The 20,299-nt window shown below is 48.5% G+C and carries 18 protein-coding genes; 8 read left to right on the top strand and 10 right to left on the bottom strand.

The features are described 5' to 3' along the window. Positions 1-46: 46 nt before the first annotated feature. The 3 genes from rny to EKM71_RS02590 all read right to left on the bottom strand — a co-directional run bounded on the left by rny (position 47) and on the right by EKM71_RS02590 (position 3,406). Positions 47-1,657 (bottom strand): ribonuclease Y, encoded by a 1,611-nt coding sequence (rny, locus tag EKM71_RS02600; RefSeq protein ID WP_125573121.1) that lies wholly within the window; start codon positions 1,655-1,657, stop codon positions 47-49. A 100-nt stretch (positions 1,658-1,757) separates the two neighbouring features. Next, the gene (locus tag EKM71_RS02595) at positions 1,758-2,441 is read right to left on the bottom strand and encodes a YoaK family protein (RefSeq protein ID WP_225417978.1); all 684 of its coding nucleotides are present in this window, start codon (positions 2,439-2,441) and stop codon (positions 1,758-1,760) included. A 20-nt stretch (positions 2,442-2,461) separates the two neighbouring features. After that, positions 2,462-3,406, bottom strand: coding sequence for an alpha/beta hydrolase (locus EKM71_RS02590; protein WP_125573120.1), 945 nt, complete (start codon positions 3,404-3,406; stop codon positions 2,462-2,464). A gap of 203 nt (positions 3,407-3,609) precedes the next feature. Here EKM71_RS02590 and EKM71_RS02585 point away from each other — a divergent pair, with 203 nt between their 5' ends. The 3 genes from EKM71_RS02585 to EKM71_RS02575 all read left to right on the top strand — a co-directional run bounded on the left by EKM71_RS02585 (position 3,610) and on the right by EKM71_RS02575 (position 6,855). Next, positions 3,610-5,418: a M3 family oligoendopeptidase gene (locus EKM71_RS02585; RefSeq protein WP_125573119.1), complete on the top strand. Its 1,809-nt coding sequence runs from the start codon at positions 3,610-3,612 to the stop codon at positions 5,416-5,418. 73 nt (positions 5,419-5,491) lie between these two features. Continuing rightward, positions 5,492-5,914 (top strand): helix-turn-helix domain-containing protein, encoded by a 423-nt coding sequence (locus tag EKM71_RS02580; protein WP_125573241.1) that lies wholly within the window; start codon positions 5,492-5,494, stop codon positions 5,912-5,914. A gap of 89 nt (positions 5,915-6,003) precedes the next feature. Next, entirely contained in the window at positions 6,004-6,855 is an 852-nt protein-coding gene (locus EKM71_RS02575) for an SAM-dependent methyltransferase (RefSeq protein WP_125573118.1), read from the top strand. Between the two features lie 279 nt (positions 6,856-7,134). On the opposite strand, the gene EKM71_RS02570 is transcribed toward EKM71_RS02575, so the two are convergent. The 7 genes from EKM71_RS02570 to EKM71_RS02540 form a co-directional block, all read right to left on the bottom strand. Continuing rightward, a complete protein-coding gene (locus EKM71_RS02570) occupies positions 7,135-8,205 on the bottom strand; it encodes a YdcF family protein (protein ID WP_125573117.1) in 1,071 nt (356 codons plus the stop codon). A gap of 67 nt (positions 8,206-8,272) precedes the next feature. Further along, on the bottom strand, positions 8,273-8,878 hold the full coding sequence (locus tag EKM71_RS02565) for a pentapeptide repeat-containing protein (protein WP_125573116.1): 606 nt from the start codon (positions 8,876-8,878) through the stop codon (positions 8,273-8,275). Between the two features lie 99 nt (positions 8,879-8,977). Further along, positions 8,978-10,438 carry a DUF5776 domain-containing protein gene (locus tag EKM71_RS02560; protein WP_125573115.1) on the bottom strand — a complete coding sequence of 487 codons (1,461 nt, stop codon included), beginning with the start codon at positions 10,436-10,438 and terminating at the stop codon, positions 8,978-8,980. A 477-nt stretch (positions 10,439-10,915) separates the two neighbouring features. Further along, positions 10,916-11,398: a hypothetical protein gene (locus tag EKM71_RS02555; protein ID WP_125573114.1), complete on the bottom strand. Its 483-nt coding sequence runs from the start codon at positions 11,396-11,398 to the stop codon at positions 10,916-10,918. A gap of 21 nt (positions 11,399-11,419) precedes the next feature. After that, entirely contained in the window at positions 11,420-11,833 is a 414-nt protein-coding gene (locus EKM71_RS02550; RefSeq protein WP_125573113.1) for a hypothetical protein, read from the bottom strand. Positions 11,834-11,964: 131 nt separating this feature from the next. Next, on the bottom strand, positions 11,965-12,978 hold the full coding sequence (locus EKM71_RS02545; RefSeq protein ID WP_125573112.1) for a lipoate--protein ligase: 1,014 nt from the start codon (positions 12,976-12,978) through the stop codon (positions 11,965-11,967). A gap of 430 nt (positions 12,979-13,408) precedes the next feature. Beyond that, positions 13,409-13,879: an RrF2 family transcriptional regulator gene (locus tag EKM71_RS02540; protein ID WP_125573111.1), complete on the bottom strand. Its 471-nt coding sequence runs from the start codon at positions 13,877-13,879 to the stop codon at positions 13,409-13,411. Positions 13,880-14,288: 409 nt separating this feature from the next. Here EKM71_RS02540 and EKM71_RS02535 point away from each other — a divergent pair, with 409 nt between their 5' ends. The 5 genes from EKM71_RS02535 (at position 14,289) to EKM71_RS02515 (ending at position 20,192) form a co-directional block, all read left to right on the top strand. Continuing rightward, positions 14,289-15,338 (top strand): ABC transporter ATP-binding protein, encoded by a 1,050-nt coding sequence (locus tag EKM71_RS02535; protein WP_125573110.1) that lies wholly within the window; start codon positions 14,289-14,291, stop codon positions 15,336-15,338. Further along, positions 15,335-16,309: an ABC transporter ATP-binding protein gene (locus EKM71_RS02530; protein WP_125573109.1), complete on the top strand. Its 975-nt coding sequence runs from the start codon at positions 15,335-15,337 to the stop codon at positions 16,307-16,309. Before EKM71_RS02535 ends, EKM71_RS02530 begins: the two co-directional genes overlap by 4 nt. After that, complete coding sequence (locus EKM71_RS02525) at positions 16,309-17,268, top strand: ABC transporter permease (protein WP_125573108.1); 960 nt, start codon at positions 16,309-16,311, stop codon at positions 17,266-17,268. The genes EKM71_RS02530 and EKM71_RS02525 overlap by 1 nt, the downstream gene beginning before the upstream one ends. 15 nt (positions 17,269-17,283) lie before the next feature. Continuing rightward, on the top strand, positions 17,284-18,234 hold the full coding sequence (locus EKM71_RS02520; protein WP_125573107.1) for an ABC transporter permease: 951 nt from the start codon (positions 17,284-17,286) through the stop codon (positions 18,232-18,234). A gap of 131 nt (positions 18,235-18,365) precedes the next feature. Beyond that, positions 18,366-20,192, top strand: a complete 1,827-nt coding sequence (locus EKM71_RS02515) for an oligopeptide ABC transporter substrate-binding protein (protein ID WP_125573106.1) — start codon at positions 18,366-18,368, stop codon at positions 20,190-20,192. The last annotated feature ends 107 nt before the right edge of the window (positions 20,193-20,299 follow it).

The raw sequence follows: 20,299 nt of genomic DNA, 5'->3' as shown, positions 1-20,299 counted from the left end.
CACGCGTTTCTCCAATGAGAATCGCGTGGCTTTTGTATTGCCAGCCTTAAGCGTTGGCAACCTTCTTCTTTTTATTCTTATGTTTCTTCTTTTTCTTTTCATCGCCGACATATTCGACCGCCGTCAGCGTGCGAATCGTCGTAACCTTAATCTTACCAGGATACGTGAGTTTGTCTTCAATCTGCTTCGCCACTTCTCGAGTCAAGCTAGCCGCAGCTTGGTCATCCAACTCATGCGGCTTGACCATGATCCGCAACTCTCGCCCAGCCTGAATGGCATAGCTCTCTGAGACACCCTTCTGCTCGTTTGCAATTTGCTCAAGGGCCCGCAACCGGTTAATGTAGTCTTCCACCGATTCACTCCGTGCCCCAGGGCGCGCACCCGAGATAGCATCGGCTGCCGCAACTAAGTCGGACAATGGCGACGTCTTCTCGATGTCCCCATGGTGCGCTGCAATAGCGTTGATGACAATTGGATCTTCTCCGTACTTCTGGGCAAATTCCGTTCCGATTTCCACGTGGGTACCCTCGACTTCATGGTCGATAGCCTTCCCCAAGTCATGCAGAAGACCGGCTCGGCGTGCTAACCGAGTATTGTACCCCAACCGAGCCGCCATAGCCCCCGTCAGTTGCGCCACCTCAATCGAATGAAGTAACACATTTTGACCGTAACTGGTCCGATATTTAAGCCGGCCAATCAACTTCATCAAATCAGGATGCATCCAGCCCACATGAAGCAGGCTAACGGTCTGTTCGCCGGCCTCCCAGAGGCTGTGATTAACATCACGCTGTGCATTCTCCACCTGCGTCTCAATCTGGTTGGCTGAGATACGGCGACTGGCAACTAAGTTGGTCAGCGCCACCCGTGCAATCTCACGGCGGATCGGATCATGCGTGCTAATAAACAACGTCGTGTTGTCATCCGGCACAAAGATTAGATCCGTCCCTGTAAGCGTCTCTAACAACCGAATATGTTGCCCTTCACGGCCGATAATCTTACTCCGAATGTCACCATTCGGCACGGTCACGGTGTGTTCCATATGTTCCTTCGGTAAATCCTGGGGACCACTCTCCGTAGCAGATAACACAACATCCTTGGCCCACTTTTCAGCGTTGGCAACCGCATTGTCGTTAAGTGCCTTGACCTCGATATCTCGGTCACGCTTCAACTCTAATTCAGCGTGATCCAGCACCGTTTTTTTGGCGACATCTTCAGTCATACCTGCGCGCTGCGCTAAGGTCTGATGACGTGTCGTTGTCAATTCGTCCGCCTGATCACGAAGTAAATGAATAGCCTGCCGTTGCTCGCGGTTAGCCTGACTCCGTTCATCTAGCATCTCTGTTTGATCATCGAGACGGACCGTAGCCTGTCCCATTAAACGCTCTCGCTGTTGCCGTCGTTGTTCTCTAACGCGAATATCACTTTGTTGTTCGGTCAATTCGTCCTTGACGGATTGCTGATAGGCGAGTGTGGCTTGCCGACTCTTCTGCGTAAGCTGGTCGACGCGCTGCTTCGTCTTCTCGGTCTCCTGAGCAATGATGGTTCTTGCCTTGGCCTGAACCGCCAATAATTCCGCACGATGTTGTCGTTGCCGAACCAGGTAACCGATCACAATCCCAATCAACAACAGACCGATAGTCAGTCCTGTTATTAACAATATAATGTGCTCCTTAATTTTCAGTCCCGGATGTCCCGGGGGGATTGTCACTTTTCCCGTTAATTATACGCTATTTATGGTCACAACCCAACTGTTCAAGCTAAGGGGTTTCCATAGCTACCGGTAAAAACAACCAGCCAAGCAGGATTAATTTGAAGCCGCTCGCAACCCACAGAACATCCAGAGCTGCTAGATCGGCTAAGCGAACACCGATCGCACACCCCAGCAGGAAGGTCACCAGGACGGCCCCAACGCGTAACACCCGTTGTCCCGCCTGATGATCGCGATTGACCACTGCCCGATAAAAACTCGTGGCAAAGGCCTTGGTGTTTCCCGTCATGATGCCGTTATTAATGGCGATGCCTCCGACCTGGCGAAAGATCGTGAGTTCGTAACCGGCCACTGTCCCGAGAAAAAAGATCAGCCAGCTATCTGGCAATGTCTTTTGCAGGCTGGCGAGTAGTGCGTAGGCCACCACATCAATCAACAGAAGCCAGCGCATCTGGCGCCGCGGATTGTGGGCACTGACGCGTTCACTCAACCCCTGGGCAATGAAACACCCTAGAAAGTAACCGATCCAAACAAACCCATTGGTCCAAGCAACCTGCCAGCCGTGTTCCATGAGCTTAATGACCCCCACAATCAGGTTACCGGTCTGTGCACTCACGAAGACCTCGCCATGCTTAAGAAAGGTATCGGCATCAACGAGCCCCATTATCAGCGTGGCCCCTAGTGTTAGGATCGTATCGGTTTCCGGTCGAAATTGTCGCGTGACATCACTCAAAATAACTAGACTCCCTTAACTTATTTCATATATTTGGCTAAAAAGGCCGTGACTGTTTTCTCATAAAGTGCCGGATTATGAGACAGGGCCGCTGCGTGTTGTGCGCCCTTGACCACCAAGAGTTCCTTGGGACCGGCGTCCGCGCGGTAGACCTGATAAACCATTCTGGTCGGAACGAAGGTATCCGCTCCACCGTGAATGAACAACATGGGCTTATGATTCTTCTTAACTGCCGCTAACGCATTGGCATCCTTGAAATGAAACCCGGCTTTGGCCTTCGCCACGGCGCTAGTCAGCGGCACTAACGGCCAATATGGGAGATTGTACATTTGCTTAGCCTGGTAACTGATCTCGGATTGTGCGTCCGTATAGCCACAGTCCTCAATGTAGGCCTTTAGCTGTGTTGGTGTCTTCAACCCACTGGTCATCATCGTCGTGGCCCCTCCCATAGAAACGCCGAACAATACAACCTGCGACTGCGGACCTTGCTTAGCAATGACCTGCTTGACCCATTTCAAATAATCACGGCTCTCGTAATAACCGTAACTAATCACCTTCCCTTGGCTCTCACCCTGACCTCTAGTGTCTGGAATTAAAGTGTTGTAGCCAAGCTGGTGAAAAAGCGCCGCGTAGCCCCCCATAGCTTCTTTATTCGATCCGAACCCGTGAACCAACACGACCGTTCTTTTAGTCGTCTTGTCCGCGGGAATATAATCAGCGACCTGTTTCAACCGCGTACCAACCGCATTTTCGGTCCAGCGCTCTTTTTTAGAATCGCGATACCATTTTTTCTGTGCGTACAGTCGATCTGATTTGCGTAACGGCTTTTCGGTCCCGACAAAACTCTTCTTGCCGCTTGCCACCGTCATATTGTAAAAATACAGACTGGCCCCTAGCAGTCCCCCGGCTACCAGCACCCCAATTACACCGAGACTAATCAATCCCCACTTTTTTCGCTTACTCATTTTCGTTTCCTCCCAATGTCTCATTTCTCTTCTTCAGTAAGTATACGAAGTTCCTTTGATCAGCGCAATCGTTATGATGTTTGCTATAATAAGCACAACTTACGTGTGTGGCCTTTCATACTACCTGCGGCAACTGGACGCTACCCGATGAAGACCGCAGACTTAAAAAGCCACACACAAAGATCATTTAGGAGGACTTGCCGATGAAGTATTCGATGAATTGGGACCTGGACTCGTTGTTTCCTGGTGGAATTAATTCTGCCAAACTGGCAACAAAATTAACGCAGATTAAAACGGCCATTGCAACTCTGGGCGATCTGCTGGACCGGTGGGACGCTGCGAGCGATGCCCCCGACTACCAACAATTTATCAAACTGATCACTCATCTCCAAAAGATTGAGGCTGGTATCGGCCAGGCTGGCCTGTTCATGACGGCCATCGGTTCCGCCGATGTCAACAATCCTGAAGTGGCCCCCATGGTAGCCAAACTTGACGGCCTCGAAAATGAAATCGAGACAGTTAGCGGTAAGTTGAAAAAAGTCCTGGTTCAGGTACCAGATGCTCATTTCAACGCAATCCTGGCAGTTCCCGAACTGAAACCACTAGCCTTTAACTTAAAAGAAATGCGTGACGCTGGTAAAGAACTCCTGGACGACAAGACCGAAGCTCTGATCAGCCGCCTGAATCTGGATGGCCGTTCCGCCTGGAGTGCCCACTACGACTCCTTAGTGGCGACTGTGACCATGCCCTTCCACGACGCCGACGGCAACCCCACGACACTGTCTGCTGGGCAAGCCGATAACAACCTTCTAGGGAACGCCGATCCGCAATACAGAGCCGACCTCTTGCCTGTCTGGGAACAGGCTTGGACGGCTAAGGAACAACTCTTTGCCGATACCCTAAATCACTTGGCCGGCTTTCGTTTGACAGAGTATGCGGCCCACGGCACCACGGACTTTTTAAAGAAACCACTCAAGGATAACCGAATGCGTGCTGAGACCTTGACTACCATCTGGCAAGTCGTCGATGACAACAAGCAATTTCTACTTGACTACCTCGACAGAAAGGCCGCCTTGCTAGGCAAGAAACACGCCGGTTGGCAAGACGTTGAGGCCCCCCTGAACTTACCGGGAGCCCAACATCACCACTTCACCTACGACGAGGCCGCAGCTTTCATCATTAAACATTATGGTGAATTCTCGCCAAAGATGGCTGCCTTAGCGCAACACGCTTTCGAACACAACTGGATCGAAGCAGAAGACCGTGCGGGCAAGGCCCCCGGTGGTTGGATGGAAAGCGCTCCTGAAACCAACGAATCCCGAATCTTCATGACTTTTACCGGGTCTCCCAATGATGTCTCCACACTGGCTCACGAACTCGGCCACGCATTTCACTCCAGTGTCATGAACGATCTCCCTTACTTCCGACAGGGGTATGCCATGAATGTGGCTGAAACGGCCTCAACTTTTGGTGAACTGATCGTGGCTGACGCCAACGTCAAGGCCGCTGCTAACGACGCTGAGAAGATCGCCTTAATCAACGCTAAAATGGATAACCCGCTCGCAATGTTCCTAAATATTCGGGCCCGGTTCCTTTTTGAATCCCGTTTCTACCAACTACGCCAACAAAAATTAGTTACACCAGCCGAATTGAATGAACTGATGTTAAATGCCCAGAAGGAAGCCTTTGGTCACGACTTGTCGACTTATTCACCTCACCTTTGGGCTAGCAAGCTTCATTTCTACATCGCTGATCCCTCCTTCTACAACTTCCCTTACGTCTTCGGTTACCTCTTCAGTTTGGGGATCTACGCTAAAGCCCAGCAGGAAGGTAACTTCGAAGACCAATACATTGCCTTATTACGGGACACGGCCAACATGTCCACCGAAGAGCTGGCTCAAAAACACCTGGGAGTCGACCTCACCAAGCCTGATTTCTGGCTAGCTGGCGTTCAACTTATCAAGCGCGATGTGGCAGAATTTATGCGGTTAACCGATTCACTGGTGAAATAGTCAAGTTTAGGTTAAAAGTAACGCTAAGTGGTATAATAGTCGTATAGACTAATGGAAGAAACGGGTGACTAACATGTTTTCTGAACGACTTCGGGCCTTGCGACGCGGCCAACACATTACTTTGGAGCAATTGGCCACAGCCCTAAATGAACAACAGTCCGTGGAAGCGGATGATCATTCGAACACTGCGTCACAAATTGGTAACTGGGAACGCGGCATTCGTACCCCGTCTTACGTAGAGGTCCGCAAGCTCGCGGAATACTTCGATGTCACCATGGATTACCTAACGGGTAAAGCGGAACGCGACGAATACGACCTTGGCCGACTCTTCCTTTCTGGAAAGCAATTAAGCTTCAATCGGGAATTATTGAGTGGTCGTGACCGTTATGAAATCTATCAACTTATCGACGGCTACCTGCATGGTAAGGAAAATCGCTTCACCGCCCCGGAAACCAACCAACAAGAGGAGTTAGATCTCCATCTTGACGACCACTAACCATTTAGGAGCCGGCCGATCAGCCGTTGAGGCTAATCGATCGACTCTTTTATTTTGGCATTTCATTTATTTCAGAAAGGATTTTCCAAGTGAACCCGAAAAAACTGCAAAAACTAAAAAAGAAGATTCGACACCAACCCTTGAGTCAACGCAAGACCGCCTACATTGCCCGCATGACAGACTATTACCATCAATTTGGGGATTACCCAGCTGTGAAGATTCTTATCAGTAACATCCTCCTGGCAGACCGAATGCTGGCTGCCGGTGACCTACCACAACAGTTACCCTTACTCCAACTTCCCGACGATATTCAGGACCAGATTTATCGCAAGCTAGCCCAACAATATCCTGCTGGTGATGCGCAAGGCGACAAACTGTGGAACAGCCTGACCGATGCGCTGCCAGAGTTGGACCACGACCTGCGCTCGTTTAGAGATTATCTCGAGAACCACTATGGGATGTGGGCCTACACGCCAGCACCGTTCGTGAGTGACCTAGCCAAATTTGTTGGTAACCGGGCTGTGCTCGAAGTGATGGCCGGTAATGGCTACATCTCTAAAGGGTTGCGGGCTGCACACAAGACGGTCTACGCCACCGATAGTCAGACCTGGACTAAGGAAAACGAGACGGGTCGGCATCCTTTGACGGCGATTGAGCCCCTCTCTGCACTGGATGCCTGGAATACCTACCACGATCGGGTAGGCGTCGTCGTCATGTCCTGGTCTCCCGATGGCTTACCATTAGATTGGGAACTCCTTCAGGCCATCCGACAGTCCGATAAAGACGTGGACTTTGTTGTCTTGGGTGAACCCCATGGTGCCACCGGATCTAATCAGTTCTGGGACCATGCCGAACTCCTAGAAAATAAAGCCACCCGTGATTTGAACCGGCACTATACGCCGATTGACCTAATCAAAGATCACGTTTACCTGGTCAAATAACCGGATTCGTTCTTTAGTGGGCTAGTAAATATTACAAATCAACAAACTGCCTGCTACCTATTTATCCTGAATACCGAATTTGCTATCATACTAAGTAGCAATCCATTCAGGGGGAATCCAATCATGATGGCACTGGTGAACATCTTGTTTTACGGCGTGGGGACCTTGTTAGTTGTGGCGGTCGGCTATGCCGCCTTTGCCAGCTATCAGACCCATCGCAATGATGACTAAGTCTTTCAAACTAAAAAAACGTTGACCTTTTGGTCAACGTTTTTTCGTCTAATGATGGTATTCAGCCCAGGTCAATGCAATCGTCAGGATCAACATGAGACCAATGGCCACCGCATGCCAACGCTTGTTGCCAACGAACACGGCGATGTACTCCCGCAAAATAGCATTAGGTAGGAAAAATTTGGCGGTATGAGCACCAATTCCATTGGCCTTGAGTCCAGCCTTCTTAGCGATCATCCCCGCTCTAAAAGTATGATAGCCGTTGGTCACAAAGGTCACCCGCGGATTCGCAAGTCCCCGTTGATCAATGATGGCCTTGGAAAACACCATGTTCTCATAAGTGGTCTTCGACTGATCCTCTGCGATAGCATTCTCGGCTGGCAACCCCTGTCGCAATGCATACTGCCGCATAGCCACACCCTCCGGTATGGTCTCGTCACCGCCCTGGCCCCCAGAAAAAATAATCATGGGTGCCCGGCCGGTCTTGACCAGCTGCTTTTGGTAAAAGGCGATAGCCCGATCAATGCGCTGAGCCAACAAGGGTGAAACCTCATTCCCATTTAGCAGACCCGCACCTAGGACAATCAGGTAATCCTGCTTGTAGCGCGGGTGATTAAACTGATAGATGAACAACATCGTCAGGTAGTTGTAAAACCAAAATAGGACGTAGAAGATCACCATCGACGGAAATAGGTTGATTGCTGTCGCCACCGGCACCGGCAGGTAGAGAGAGGTCAATCGGACTACGAATGGCGCCAGGAGAATCGCAATTCCCAGAAAAAGCGTCAACATATTGGCAATCGTATGACTCTCACGTCTCCAAACGATCCAAGCATTCCATAACAAGAGAAATGCTTGGAGCGCGAACACGACCCCAATAACCATCAGGAGAATCACGAATAAAGCAATACTGATGACAATCAACCATTTATTATTGGTGCCCAGAATCGAAATCGCGAGCATAGTTAAAAACGAATAAAAAAATAGCGAAAACCAGATACCGTTTCCCAGACGGCGTTTCTCGAGACCGTAGCTTATCCCAAATATCAGACCAAACCCCAGGGGAATTAACCATCCCAGGTACACCACAGCAGGAATAGCGAACAATTCATTTTGCATGACACAAAAGCTCCTCCACAATAATTTCAAGACTCACTCTAGAATAGCATAAGGCAACGCAACCACACTACTCCGTAACCTCAATCCCTAGCAAACCGATCAGCTGGGCCGCTTGGAATTGGTTAATCTTTAATCCCTTCGCCAGATCTGCGTTGAGACTGACGTCAACAAAGTCCGCGGTGTGCCAGTCGAAACCAGCTAACCGGGTCTCAATAAAGCTAGCGCCGGTTAGTCGAGAACCCGAAAAATCAACGCCCCGCTTACTCTGAACGGCCTGAAAAGCACTTTCTAACAGATCGCAATCTAGAAAACACATTTGATTCAGTTCAGCCTCGCTAAAATTGGCATAGACTAACTTTGAGGCTTGAATACGCGATCGCTGCCAGAAACTACCGGTCAGTTCAGCTCCTGACCACTGTAGATTGCGTAAATCACAATCATACCAGCGGGTTTCACGCCACGATGTGTTGACCAATTGACTGTGACGCCAGTTCACTCGAACGAACTCGCCATCATCAAAATTAGTCTGTTGAAAAGAACAATGATCCAGTTCGACATCCATCAGGCGGATAGCCGCGTTGGCCGGTGTGAAGGTACAGCTTTGGTAAGTATGCGCCATTTCGATGTCATCAAACGCCAAGGTTTGATTGGCAATGACCGGATAATCTGACATAATCTTCGACTCCTTTTCCCCTAGTTTACCCGTTTAGCAATCGTAAAGCGATCACACAAAACGGGTTTCTCATCGTATTGAGAAACCCGTTGTGCGATTCTACTGGATGATCTTAACTAATTTAGGATTACCGGTGATATAACCACCCGCCACCTTGTAGCGCTTAGTGCCATGAACGGCCGTGTTCCAGCCATGAGAGTAATCCCAACCGGTGACCTTAAAGATGTGGCCCTTCTTGTAGTGTTTGAGGCGTTGGGTCAGGTTGACGTCACGGTAAAGGTTGCGTCCCCCTCTAGCCTTCACATAGAAGACCGGCTTGGGCTTCGTTGCCGTCACATAACGCTTATTCCCCGTAATGAAGGTTCCGTTAGGCAACACATAGCGGGTAATGGCCCCATTCTTAACGCACTGCGTCACTGTCACCTTGGTCCCCTGCTTAATATGATGAAGGTATTGTGTAGGATAGTTAAACATCACGGTTGCATGCGTCCAAATTCCCTTTGGATTCGTGACATAGAGTGTTTTAACCTCCTGTTGCAAGAAGAGAGCGCCGACATACGCGGACTTTGCTGTGATGTACGTACCATCACTCAGCTTATACCGTGGATTACCAGCCCTGGAAGTGGCAGTCCCAACAACGGTGAAGACGGGCGCATAGATCCGCGGCTTCTTATCGTACTTTTGGATTCGCTCACTCTTCTTGAAATCAACGTTCTGGTAACGGTAGAACGTTTGCTTTCCGTAAACCTGAAAACTAGATCTCTCGGGTACTTCCTGAGGAGAAGTTGCCCCCGTGTTGCCAGTATTCTGATTGTTATTTTGATAATTTACCGTTAGTTTCCGTTCAGGCTGATCCGTAAAGGTCGCCGAGGTTATATCCGCTGTATACCCCGGAATCACCGGAAAAACATCCGTATCATCGACCGTCTCACCTGATATTCCTGTGATCGTACGGGCCGCAGGAACCTGAGCGCGGCCATCTGAACTCGTGTAGGTAATCATAATCTTGGCGTTATTTTTGATAAAAATATCGTCATCCGTTGCGGGATCGTTAACCGTCGGGACATTATACGTCGTTGAATTAATTCTAAATTTTTCAATTGCCTGATCCCGTAATTTCGTAAAATTAGCCGAATTAAACGTATAGCCCTCAAAAAAAGGGGTTATTTTCTTAAGTTGTTCTTCAGACACGTCAGAACCGTTGAGCTTCTTAAATTGCGCGATTGTCTTGTCGTCGCCCCAGATTCCATTCGTATAGTTCGAGTACAATTGTAGCTCGGCTCGGTCCTTCTCATACTGTGTTTTGCCTTCATTTCCAAGGCCTGACAATTGCGCATACATATCTTTAAATGTCGTCCCGGCCGGGAAGTTCGGTACTGACAGCGGCGTAAATGCCGATATATGAACTGGTTGATCCGTTTGAACAGGCGAAAAAAACGTAATATCTACTTCATCCGCCTGAGCCTTAGTCACATGAGTTGCATTAAACATGCCAAATCCTAAAATCAAGCCGCAGATGCTTAATAAAACGGGGACCACGAGTCTTTTCAAATTTTTCATTTTTCTCTCCTCACGAAAGCCCACTTTTAGCAGTTCAACCATTTACTGAGACGTTTAACACTAAACATAGGTCATGAACCCTGACTACTCGTATCAGAAACGACAAGTTTGACGACCTTTCCTTACACAAATTATAGTGGTGAGCGCTTACAACTGCAACCTATCTTTAAGTCCGCAATCTAACGTGTCCGGGTTCAAAACCATCCAGATTTCTCGACGTTAGACAAAACAAAAAGCGCTCAACTGGTCAAAAGACCAATTGAACGCTTTTTCCACAGCATTCGTCGAAACGAATGGATTTATCTCGGAATCCACATTCCCTCAAAATCAGACACGTCACAATACGGTGACATATGTGCCCTGCTGACAAATTCACCTAGCCGCTTGCGCGGACGCCCCTTGCAAGCAAGGAACGCGTGATTTCTCGACTCATCGCATACAGAGAATCATAGCACAGACTCTCTACCCATTCAACCCTTATTTTTTCTTAACGTCGGTTTCTTCGCGGTTAGTTTCCGCCGTTTGGAGCTTTTCAATCTGTAGGTTTAACCAATCGTGTAGGCTTTGGTCCGCTGTTTCCGCCTGATCGACGTAGGTATCGGCCGGCGCCAAGGCATCGATTCGCAAACCTGAGACATTGACATCAGCGGCCTCAATGACGGCGTAAACATTCAAGGGTTTCTCAACGTCGGTCGTCATGATCTTCCCGATAGTCTTGGTGTCTTGCAATGGCAGGTTAATCACACTAAGTTCTAAGCGGACCGAGACGTCCGTATCCGTCAGCGTCAGCGTTGCTTGGGCAAGCGCATCTGCCTGAATTTTTTCACGCATAAAGGCTGCTAGAGGCGCCATCACACCATCGGGATCAGCAAAGAATTTTGCTTGGGTTGTCTTTTGTTCGAAATGTTCTAAATTATCGGCTTCAACAGCCGCCATAAAATCATTCACGTTGCGTTTCATTTTAGCTTAACACCTCATTTATTATTTCTGGAACCGTCGCCGGTCTGCACGTTCGCGATCAGCTTTCCGTAACCGTAAGGCCAGGACCAACCAGTAAGCATTAGCTGCGATAACCGCTAAGCTCGCCAGCGCCATCCCCAGACGAACCACAATCGCCGCATGACCATACCACATCGTCAGGATAACCCCAATTGGGGCCAACGTATAGAGCGTCATAATCAGTCCCATCAGGTAGAACGATAGCCGCCAATTAAGCGCAGCCATCACGATTGGAATCGCGTAAAGGACCAGTGCCAGTAACGATGTCTGCCAGAATTCCGTCATCGAATTTGCCTGACCACCGCCTGTGACAAAGGATCGAGTCATTAAAAAGTTAATTACCCAAAACCCAAAAAGAGAAATGATGTCCCAAGCAATTACGTTACGATCTTTCATTTAGAATTAAACTCCTCAATATTAGTTAAGAATAAGAAAAAGGCGCCCTCAAACCGACGACGCCTTCAGTCAATTTATTCTATTCTAACGTATTCGCCCGATAAAATCAGTAGATCTCCCAAATCGGCTAGTTAATCGACTAAGAGGTCAATGATATCACTGGTATCGATGCCGTTAAAATACTGCTGTGTGTCAACACTGTTCAAAACGGCCGCAACATCCTGACGATCATACCGCACACCAGCTAATTTATCCGCTAATTCAGTCGCATCACCAGGGCCAAAGAAGTCCCCGAAGAACGTGATCTTTTCAATCTTCCCCGACGTGATCATCAAACGAGCATCAATCGTTCCAGCCGTGAAGTGTTGGCGTTTCTTGACCGTAAACTCTGGTGAATTGCCGTAGACCCAATCCCAGTTGGCATAGTAATCATTGAAAATTTTATCGATAGCGGTCTGTTCACTTTCCGCAATCTGAACCTCTTTGTCTGCGATCGCAGTAAGGTCATCAACATGGAACAGTTCCTTTAGCAAGGTGTCTCTAAATTCTGGTACGGTTAAGTTTTGGTATTGCGGTGCTAAGAATGGCTTCAGATTCGTCACTCGTGAGCGCACAGACTTGATGCCCTTAGACTTCATTTTATCTTCAGGAACATTCAAGGCGTGTGCAATCACGTCCTGGTCAACATCTAGCATCAACGTGCCGTGAGAGAAAGTTTTCCCGCTGTGAGAATACATCGCATTCCCCGAAAACTTCTTGCCATCGACTAAGATATCATTCCGGCCAGAAACTTCTGCGGTCGTGGCTCCCATAGCGTGAAGGGCGTCAACGATCGGTTGAACGAAAGACTTGAAGTCCCCGATCTCCTCACTATCGCTATCGACCACGAAGCTAAAGCATAAGTTGCCCAGGTCTTGGTACACGGCCCCACCCCCGGATAGCCGGCGAGTGACGGTAATCCCCTGCTCTTCAACATACTTTTGATTAATTTCTTCCAATGTATTTTGATTCCGACCAACGATGATGCAAGGACCTTCATAATAAAAGAGGACCAATGGTTCATCGAATTTTTTATTGTTCATTAAGTATTGTTCCGTTGCCAGATTCCGACGAATATCGTGTGACTTCATGGCATACCAGTACATAGACCTAAGACCCCTTTCAAATTACACAACCACCGGGGATAACCCGGCTACGCTAAATGATAGCACGCTATGAAAACGATTACAATTTACACGTATTCTATGGAAGAATCTAGTCATAAAATACGTTGTATTACGGCGCTAAACTTCTCAGAATGTGGTGTGCTGGCATGTCAGCCTACGATTCTCCCGTGGTGCATTTAGTTTGAACCTAACATTTGTGGGGGACCTGTTAGGTTGAAGACTTTGTCCTTTGAATTCAGACGGTCGAAACGTGCGATCACATAAAAAAAGTGCCAGACCGAAGTCTAGCACCAGCCGCGTCAAGGTTCACCCCTGGCGTTGAAAGTATGGCCATTAATGGTGGCCGTAGTCACCATCCCTTTACACCTCTCATTATAATCGCTTTAATAAAATAATTATAGAAAAATGCCTAGTCATTCTGGCCATTTACCAAGCGACGAAAGTAACCGTGACTGTTAAGGTCCTCCTTGAGATCGGTCATCGTGAATTGATGATAGAACTTTCGGTAGTCCTCATCAGCGAGGGTAAAGAGATCCGTCAAAGTTTGCGAGATGTTGGCCGAGATATCCGTATCATCAGTAGCTTGCGTTCCCTTGGAATCCCCCGTAATGAACCGTGCATAACTGATGGTTGGGGGAATCGTCAGGTCATAGAGTTCACCAACATTAATCTCATCAAGATTGCGCAGGAGCTGGTAACCGCCATTCTTCCCAACGGATCCTTCAATGTACCCCTGCTTATGGAGTACGGAGAGAATATTGCGGATCATCACCGCGTTCAATTGAAGTGACATTGCCAGTTCGCGGCTTGCAATCTTCCGGGGACGATTCTCATCCAGATAGAGCAAGCTATGAACTGCAACGGAAAAGTCTAATCTCATCGTCTAGCCATCGCTTTCAAAAAGTCTGTATTCGCATGTAACCAATACTGATATCATACCACAAAACCGCGGCATGGCGATGAGAAAGCAGTGGTCCCCTGAGAACTTTCTCATAGAGAATATACATGCATATTATTCTAACAAATTGTATAGATTGTGCCCTGAAATAGATGGTTAGACAAGCAAGTTGTCCAACTACCTGGTTTTAAGTTAAATTTTTTATCATTTTAACTATTGTCTGAGAAACTTGATACATCAGAGTTTGTGAGGTAATTATGAAGAAATCATGATTAAAATTATAAAATAAGGGTTGTAAATGAGAATTTGATTAATTATAATCAGAACCAATTATTGTTCGCTAGCAGATTGAATACGCAAGAACGTTTATTCATCAGGCTTAATCTACATAATGAGAGGTAGATTAGAACATTGGGGAGGGATTTCCGTGAAAACCGCATCAAACTTTCTAGATATTAAAGACGTCAGCACGGCTTTCAAGATTAACGGACACTACTACGACGCCATCTCCCACATTAACCTCCAAGTCCAACACGACGAAATTCTCGCCATCGTTGGTGAATCAGGATGTGGTAAGAGTACTTTAGCCACAACGATTATGGGCCTTCATGATCCTGCCGAAACCAAGATTTCCGGTTCCGTCGACTTTGAAGGAACCGACCTACTTGGCTTAGATGAAGATGGTTATAACCAATTCAGAGGTGCCAAGATTGGCATGATCTTCCAAGATCCCTTGTCAGCCTTGAATCCCCTCAAGCGCATTGAGGACCAAATTAGTGAGGTCATGGATTACCATACTTCCCTATCTAAGTCAGCTAAACATGACCGGGTCATTGAACTGCTCAATGAAGTTGGGATCGTTAATCCCGAACGAACGGCTCACCAATATCCCCACGAACTATCCGGTGGGATGCGGCAACGGGTCATCATTGCCATTGCTATTGCTTGTAAACCAGACTTAATCATTGCCGACGAACCCACAACGGCATTGGATGTCACGATTCAAGCCCAGATCTTGGATGTTCTCCGCGACATTCAACATGAAAACCACGCTGGTATCATCCTGATCACTCATGATTTAGGCGTTGTGGCCGAAACCGCCGACCGAGTTGCCGTCATGTATGCCGGTCAGATTGTCGAGCAAGGAACCGCGGAACAAATCTTCAATTCACCAAAACATCCTTACACCCGTTCCCTCTTGCGGTCGATGCCCCAACGGGACAACGAAAATGATGACCTCTACGTCATCCAGGGTAACGTGCCTTCCTTACAGAAGATGCCAAGTAAGGGTGATCGATTCGCACCACGGATCCCTTGGGTACCAGCCAGTGCCCACGAAGAACACCCGGAAATGCATGAAGTTGCACCGGGTCACGAAGTCCGTTGCACCTGCTACAAGGACTTTGAATTTCCAGACGAGAAGGGGAGCGTGATGGCATGAGCCTAATCGAAATCAAAGATCTTAAAGTTCACTACCCCATCCGTACTGGATTCTGGAACCGCATCACCGATTCCGTCCGGGCCGTCGATGGCATCACCTTCAATATTGAAGCCGGTGAAACCTACGGATTAGTAGGTGAATCTGGTTCCGGAAAGTCCACGACTGGCAAATCCGTCGTCGGTCTCGAAAAGGTCACCAGTGGGTCTATCCTCTATAAAGGACAAGACATCACTAAGGCTGATAACCGTCGCAAGTTGGACTACAACCGCGACGTCCAAATGATTTTCCAAGATTCCCTGTCGAGTCTAAACCCCCGGAAGCGGATCGAAGACATCATCGCCGAACCCCTCCGAAACTTCGAACACCTCAGCAAAGATGATGAGAAGCTGCGTGTCTTACAACTCCTCGACATCGTCGGACTGGATGCAGATGCCTTATACAAGTATCCTCACCAATTCTCCGGTGGCCAGCGACAACGGATTGGCGTCGCCCGTGCGGTGGCCACCAACCCGAAGCTCATCATTGCCGATGAACCCGTCTCTGCATTGGACCTCTCCGTTCAAGCACAAGTCTTGAACTTTATGAAGAAGATTCAACGTGAATTTGGGATTTCCTACCTGTTCATCTCTCATGACTTAGGGGTTGTGCGGCACATGTGTAACAACATTGCCATCATGAACCGGGGTCGATTAGTCGAGATTGGAACCCGTGACGACATCTACAATCACCCGTTACATATCTACACCAAGCGGCTTCTGGCAGCAATTCCCGAAACCAACGTCAACCAACGTGAAGCCCACAGAGCCTCCCGTTTGGCCGTTGAAAAGGTCTACCAAGAACAACAAAGCAAGTACTACGACGATGACGGCGAGGCCTACCCACTGGTCCAGATTACGAAGACCCACGCGGTAGCCTTGCCACAAGCTCTGGCTCAGCAACTTGCCACCCAGGAAGGAGAGGTGCAGGCCTAATGTGGAAAACGATTCTCCGACGTTTCTTAATCATGATTCCTGAAGTCATTATTCTCAGTCTGCTGGTCTTCCTCCTGGCTAAGGCGATGCCCGGTGACCCATTTACCGGTTCGATTAACCCTAAGGCTGACCCCCAGCAAATCAAGCATTTAATGCGCATCAATGGGTTGTACGACCCTTGGTATCAACAATATTGGAACTGGGTTGTTCACTTGTTCCATGGGAACTTAGGAAACAGCTACCAGTATCAAGAACCTGTAACGCGGCTGATTGAAGGCCGGGCCGGGAACACGCTCTGGTTGGCACTGTTCACGATGATTCTGACCTACATCTTTGCCCTCCCAATGGGGGTCTTCGCGGGTCGGCACGAAGGTAAGTTACCCGATACCATTATCCGGGTCTACACCTACGTGACCTACTGTATTCCGTTCTTCGTTATCCTGGTTATCGGGATTTGGATCTTCGGTTACGTTTTGGGGTGGTTCCCAACGACCGGGTCAATATCCTCGGACGCTACCGGATGGCTCCATACCGTCGGGTCGCGTTTCTACCATATCTTGTTACCGGGTCTCCTAGGGGCGCTGTTCGGTACCGTCAACATTGTTCAGTACCTGCGTTCCGAAGTTATCGACGCCAAGCATTCAGACTACGTCAGAACGGCGCGGTCCAAAGGGGTGCCGAACCGAGACATTTACTTACACCATATCTTCAGAAACTCACTCTTACCAATTGCCGCCTTTGCCGGCTACTCCATCACTGGGCTGTTGAACGGATCAATCTTTACCGAAACGGTCTTCTCTTACCCCGGGATGGGCCTGCTGTTCGTGAACTCGATCAGCTACCGGGACTACACGGTTATCACCGCTCTAGTCCTCATTTATGGGATTTTAAACTTACTGGGAACCCTGCTCTCCGATATCATCCTGAGCATCGTCGACCCACGAATTCGGATTGAATAAAGGAGGCTAAACAGAATGGCAGAAAACTTCGAACAACATTCAGATATTTCCGCAGCTGATTTGGCCCGCCTATCGCAGGAGGCTCAGGCGGAAGCCACGCCATCGACGGCCAAAATCATCTGGAGTGAATTTAAAGCGGATCGTCCCGCCATGGTCGCCCTCTTCATCATCGTGGGCTTCATTGCCTTCGTCATGGTGGGTGCCCTATTTATCAACACACCTAAGATGATGGAAACCAATATCATGGCGTACTTCAACCAGCCGTTCACCCCTGAATTCTGGCTCGGTGCCGATTCAGGTGGCCGTTCCGTAGCCAAGCAACTGATCGTCGGATCGCGTAACTCCATCGGGATTGCGATTGGCTTGACCATTGTGTCTTCCACCTTCGGGATCTGTTGGGGACTCATCTCCGGTTACTTCAATGGCTATATCGACTGGGGAATGCAACGGGTTTATGACTTCATGATGATGTTACCCATGACCATGATGATTATCGTTCTGGTAACCATCATCCCACACTACAACTCCGTGACCTTAACGTTCATCTTCTCCATCTTCTATTGGGAAGGAACGTCACGGTTGATTCGGTCCAGAACCTTGGCCGAGTCAGAGAAGGATTATGTGGCCGCTTCCCGGACTTCTGGAACCAGCCACTGGAAGATTATCTTCAGAGAAATTATGCCTAACATTTCTTCTCTGATCATCGTCGACTGTACCCTGTCCTTCGCCGAAAACATCGGGGTTGAAACCGGGCTGTCTTACCTGGGCTTCGGGCTACCAAGCCAGACGCCTTCACTCGGGACCATGATTTCTAATGCCAATGACCCCAATAACATCACGCAATACTGGTGGACTTGGTTGCCAGCCGCACTGGAAATCATCATTCTTTGTTTAGCGATTAGCTATGTCGGCCAAGTTCTGCGGCGCGCTGCGGATGCTTCGCAACGCCAAGGAGCTGCCGATTAATCACCCACTTTCATTTGAGGAGATGGTGCCACCCTTCATCTGCGTCAGTCGTCACATTGGGTCTACAACCGATCCTGAGGAGAATCGGTTGGCTTATAACTTGAGGATTTTATACAAGGGGGAAACATAGTATGGATAAGAAAAAGCTCGCATTGTCTGCCGTGGCTGTTCTTGCAACACTCAGCCTTGCAGCATGTTCCAGCAAAAGTTCATCCAGTTCCAACTCTGGAACTAGTGGCGCTTCCGTAAAAATGTCCGCTTCATATAAGAACACGAAAGCCACTGATAAGTCCGCGACGAAGAACAGTACATTAAAGCTCGCAGAACCTAACGACTCACCATTCCAAGGGATCGCCGATCCCGTCTTATCGACCAACGCCGAAGATGCCGATGTCTTCTCACCAGGTGGGGAAACGCCGGGTAACATCAACGGATTATTCCGCACTGACGGTAACTTCAAGATCATCAATGGTGGGCTTGCCAACCAGAAGATTGACCGTAAAGCCAAGACAGTGACGATCACCTTACGTAAAGACGCTAAGTGGTCAAACGGTGACAAGGTAACTGCTAAGGATATCGAGTATCCATACGAAGTCATTGCCAATAAGAACACGACTTCCCAACAGTACTCTGCTGACTACAACGCTATTAAAGGGATGGCTGAATACCACACCGGTAGTGCCAAGACCATCTCTGGGATCACCTTCCCCGACGGCCAAACTGGTCGGACGGCGGTTATCCATTTGACGAAGGTTACGCCATCCATGCAATATTCTGGTAACTCCTTCATTTGGGGTTCTGTAGAACCTTACGAGTACATCAAGAACGTGCCAATCGCCAAGTTAGCTTCATCCAAGCAAATCCGTAAGGCACCCCTCTTCACTGGTCCTTACCAATTGGATAAAGTGGTTGAAGGTGAATCCACGACTTGGTCACCAAACAAGTACTACTATGGCAAGACACCACAAATCAAGCACATCAGCATCAACGTGGTTTCTTCCAATAACATTGACAAGGCTATCCAATCCAACAAGTACGACTTCACTGTTCCTAACAGTGTCATGCGTGGGACTGACTACAAGCAGATCAAGAACACCAAGAACTACCAGATGGTCGGACAACCTGCCCTCTCCTATGGTTACTTCGGCTTCAACGTCGGTCACTACGACACTAAGACTCAAAAGAACGTGATGGATAAGAACAGCAAGATGAACAACAAGAGCTTACGTCAAGCCATGATGTACGCCTTGAACCTCGATGCCGTCAACAAGAAGTTCGGGAATGGGATCACTTGGCGTGGGAACACGTTGATTCCACCAATCTTCAAGAAGTACTGGGATTCTTCAGCCAAAGGTTACCCTCTGAACATCAAGAAGGCTAACCAATTACTGGATAAGGCCGGTTACAAGAAGCGTAATGGTAGCAAGTGGCGTTCAGATCCTAAGGGTAAGCCATTAACCATTAACTTTGGGGCTATGACTGGAACTTCAGCGCAAGCTGCTGAATACCAAGACTACCTGCAACAATGGCGTAAGGTGGGCTTGAATGCCAAGTTGGCAACGGGTAAGACAATGGAAATGAACAGTTTCTACTCTACTATTCAAAAGCCACAACAAAATACGGTCGACGTTTACGCTGCCGCATGGAGCTTGTCATCTGAACCAACGCCTACACAAATCTATGGTGAAGATGCCACTTACAACATGGGTCACTTCGCAACGAAGAAGAACACGCAACTCATGAATGACATGAACAATGACAAGGCCTGGAACGAATCATACAGAATCAAGGCCTTCAAGGATTGGCAGAACTACATGAACGAACAAGCCGCCGTTGTTCCTGATAACTTCAGTTACAACTGGGCCCCAGTTAACAAGCGGGTTAAGGGCTTTGACATGGGTGCTGCTAACCAGAACTTCTGGACGAACTTATCCTTGACCTCATCAAGTCTTAAGTAAATCGAAGATGTTTCGGTTCATGAACCATGACGATTACCGTCGAATCCAGAGAGATTCGGCGGTTTTTGTTTGTCTAAAGTCGCTGCAGAATCCATGAGAAAATGAAC

The sequence above is a fragment of the Levilactobacillus huananensis genome (assembly GCF_003946145.1).
Classification (GTDB): domain Bacteria; phylum Bacillota; class Bacilli; order Lactobacillales; family Lactobacillaceae; genus Levilactobacillus; species Levilactobacillus huananensis.
The sequence above is the reverse complement of the archived record's forward strand: the minus strand, read 5'-3'. Positions and strand labels throughout refer to the sequence as shown.

Bases quoted from the DNA above. Each gene is read 5' to 3' on its own strand.
- EKM71_RS02590 (WP_125573120.1), bottom strand. From the start codon at position 3,406: ATGAGTAAGCGAAAAAAGTGGGGATTGATTAGTCTCGGTGTAATTGGG.
- EKM71_RS02585 (WP_125573119.1), top strand. From the start codon at position 3,610: ATGAAGTATTCGATGAATTGGGACCTGGACTCGTTGTTTCCTGGTGGA.
- EKM71_RS02580 (WP_125573241.1), top strand. From the start codon at position 5,492: ATGTTTTCTGAACGACTTCGGGCCTTGCGACGCGGCCAACACATTACT.
- EKM71_RS02570 (WP_125573117.1), bottom strand. From the start codon at position 8,205: ATGCAAAATGAATTGTTCGCTATTCCTGCTGTGGTGTACCTGGGATGG.
- EKM71_RS02565 (WP_125573116.1), bottom strand. From the start codon at position 8,878: ATGTCAGATTATCCGGTCATTGCCAATCAAACCTTGGCGTTTGATGAC.
- EKM71_RS02560 (WP_125573115.1), bottom strand. From the start codon at position 10,438: ATGAAAAATTTGAAAAGACTCGTGGTCCCCGTTTTATTAAGCATCTGC.
- EKM71_RS02555 (WP_125573114.1), bottom strand. From the start codon at position 11,398: ATGAAACGCAACGTGAATGATTTTATGGCGGCTGTTGAAGCCGATAAT.
- EKM71_RS02550 (WP_125573113.1), bottom strand. From the start codon at position 11,833: ATGAAAGATCGTAACGTAATTGCTTGGGACATCATTTCTCTTTTTGGG.
- EKM71_RS02545 (WP_125573112.1), bottom strand. From the start codon at position 12,978: ATGTACTGGTATGCCATGAAGTCACACGATATTCGTCGGAATCTGGCA.
- EKM71_RS02540 (WP_125573111.1), bottom strand. From the start codon at position 13,879: ATGAGATTAGACTTTTCCGTTGCAGTTCATAGCTTGCTCTATCTGGAT.
- EKM71_RS02535 (WP_125573110.1), top strand. From the start codon at position 14,289: ATGAGAGGTAGATTAGAACATTGGGGAGGGATTTCCGTGAAAACCGCA.
- EKM71_RS02530 (WP_125573109.1), top strand. From the start codon at position 15,335: ATGAGCCTAATCGAAATCAAAGATCTTAAAGTTCACTACCCCATCCGT.
- EKM71_RS02525 (WP_125573108.1), top strand. From the start codon at position 16,309: ATGTGGAAAACGATTCTCCGACGTTTCTTAATCATGATTCCTGAAGTC.
- EKM71_RS02520 (WP_125573107.1), top strand. From the start codon at position 17,284: ATGGCAGAAAACTTCGAACAACATTCAGATATTTCCGCAGCTGATTTG.
- EKM71_RS02515 (WP_125573106.1), top strand. From the start codon at position 18,366: ATGGATAAGAAAAAGCTCGCATTGTCTGCCGTGGCTGTTCTTGCAACA.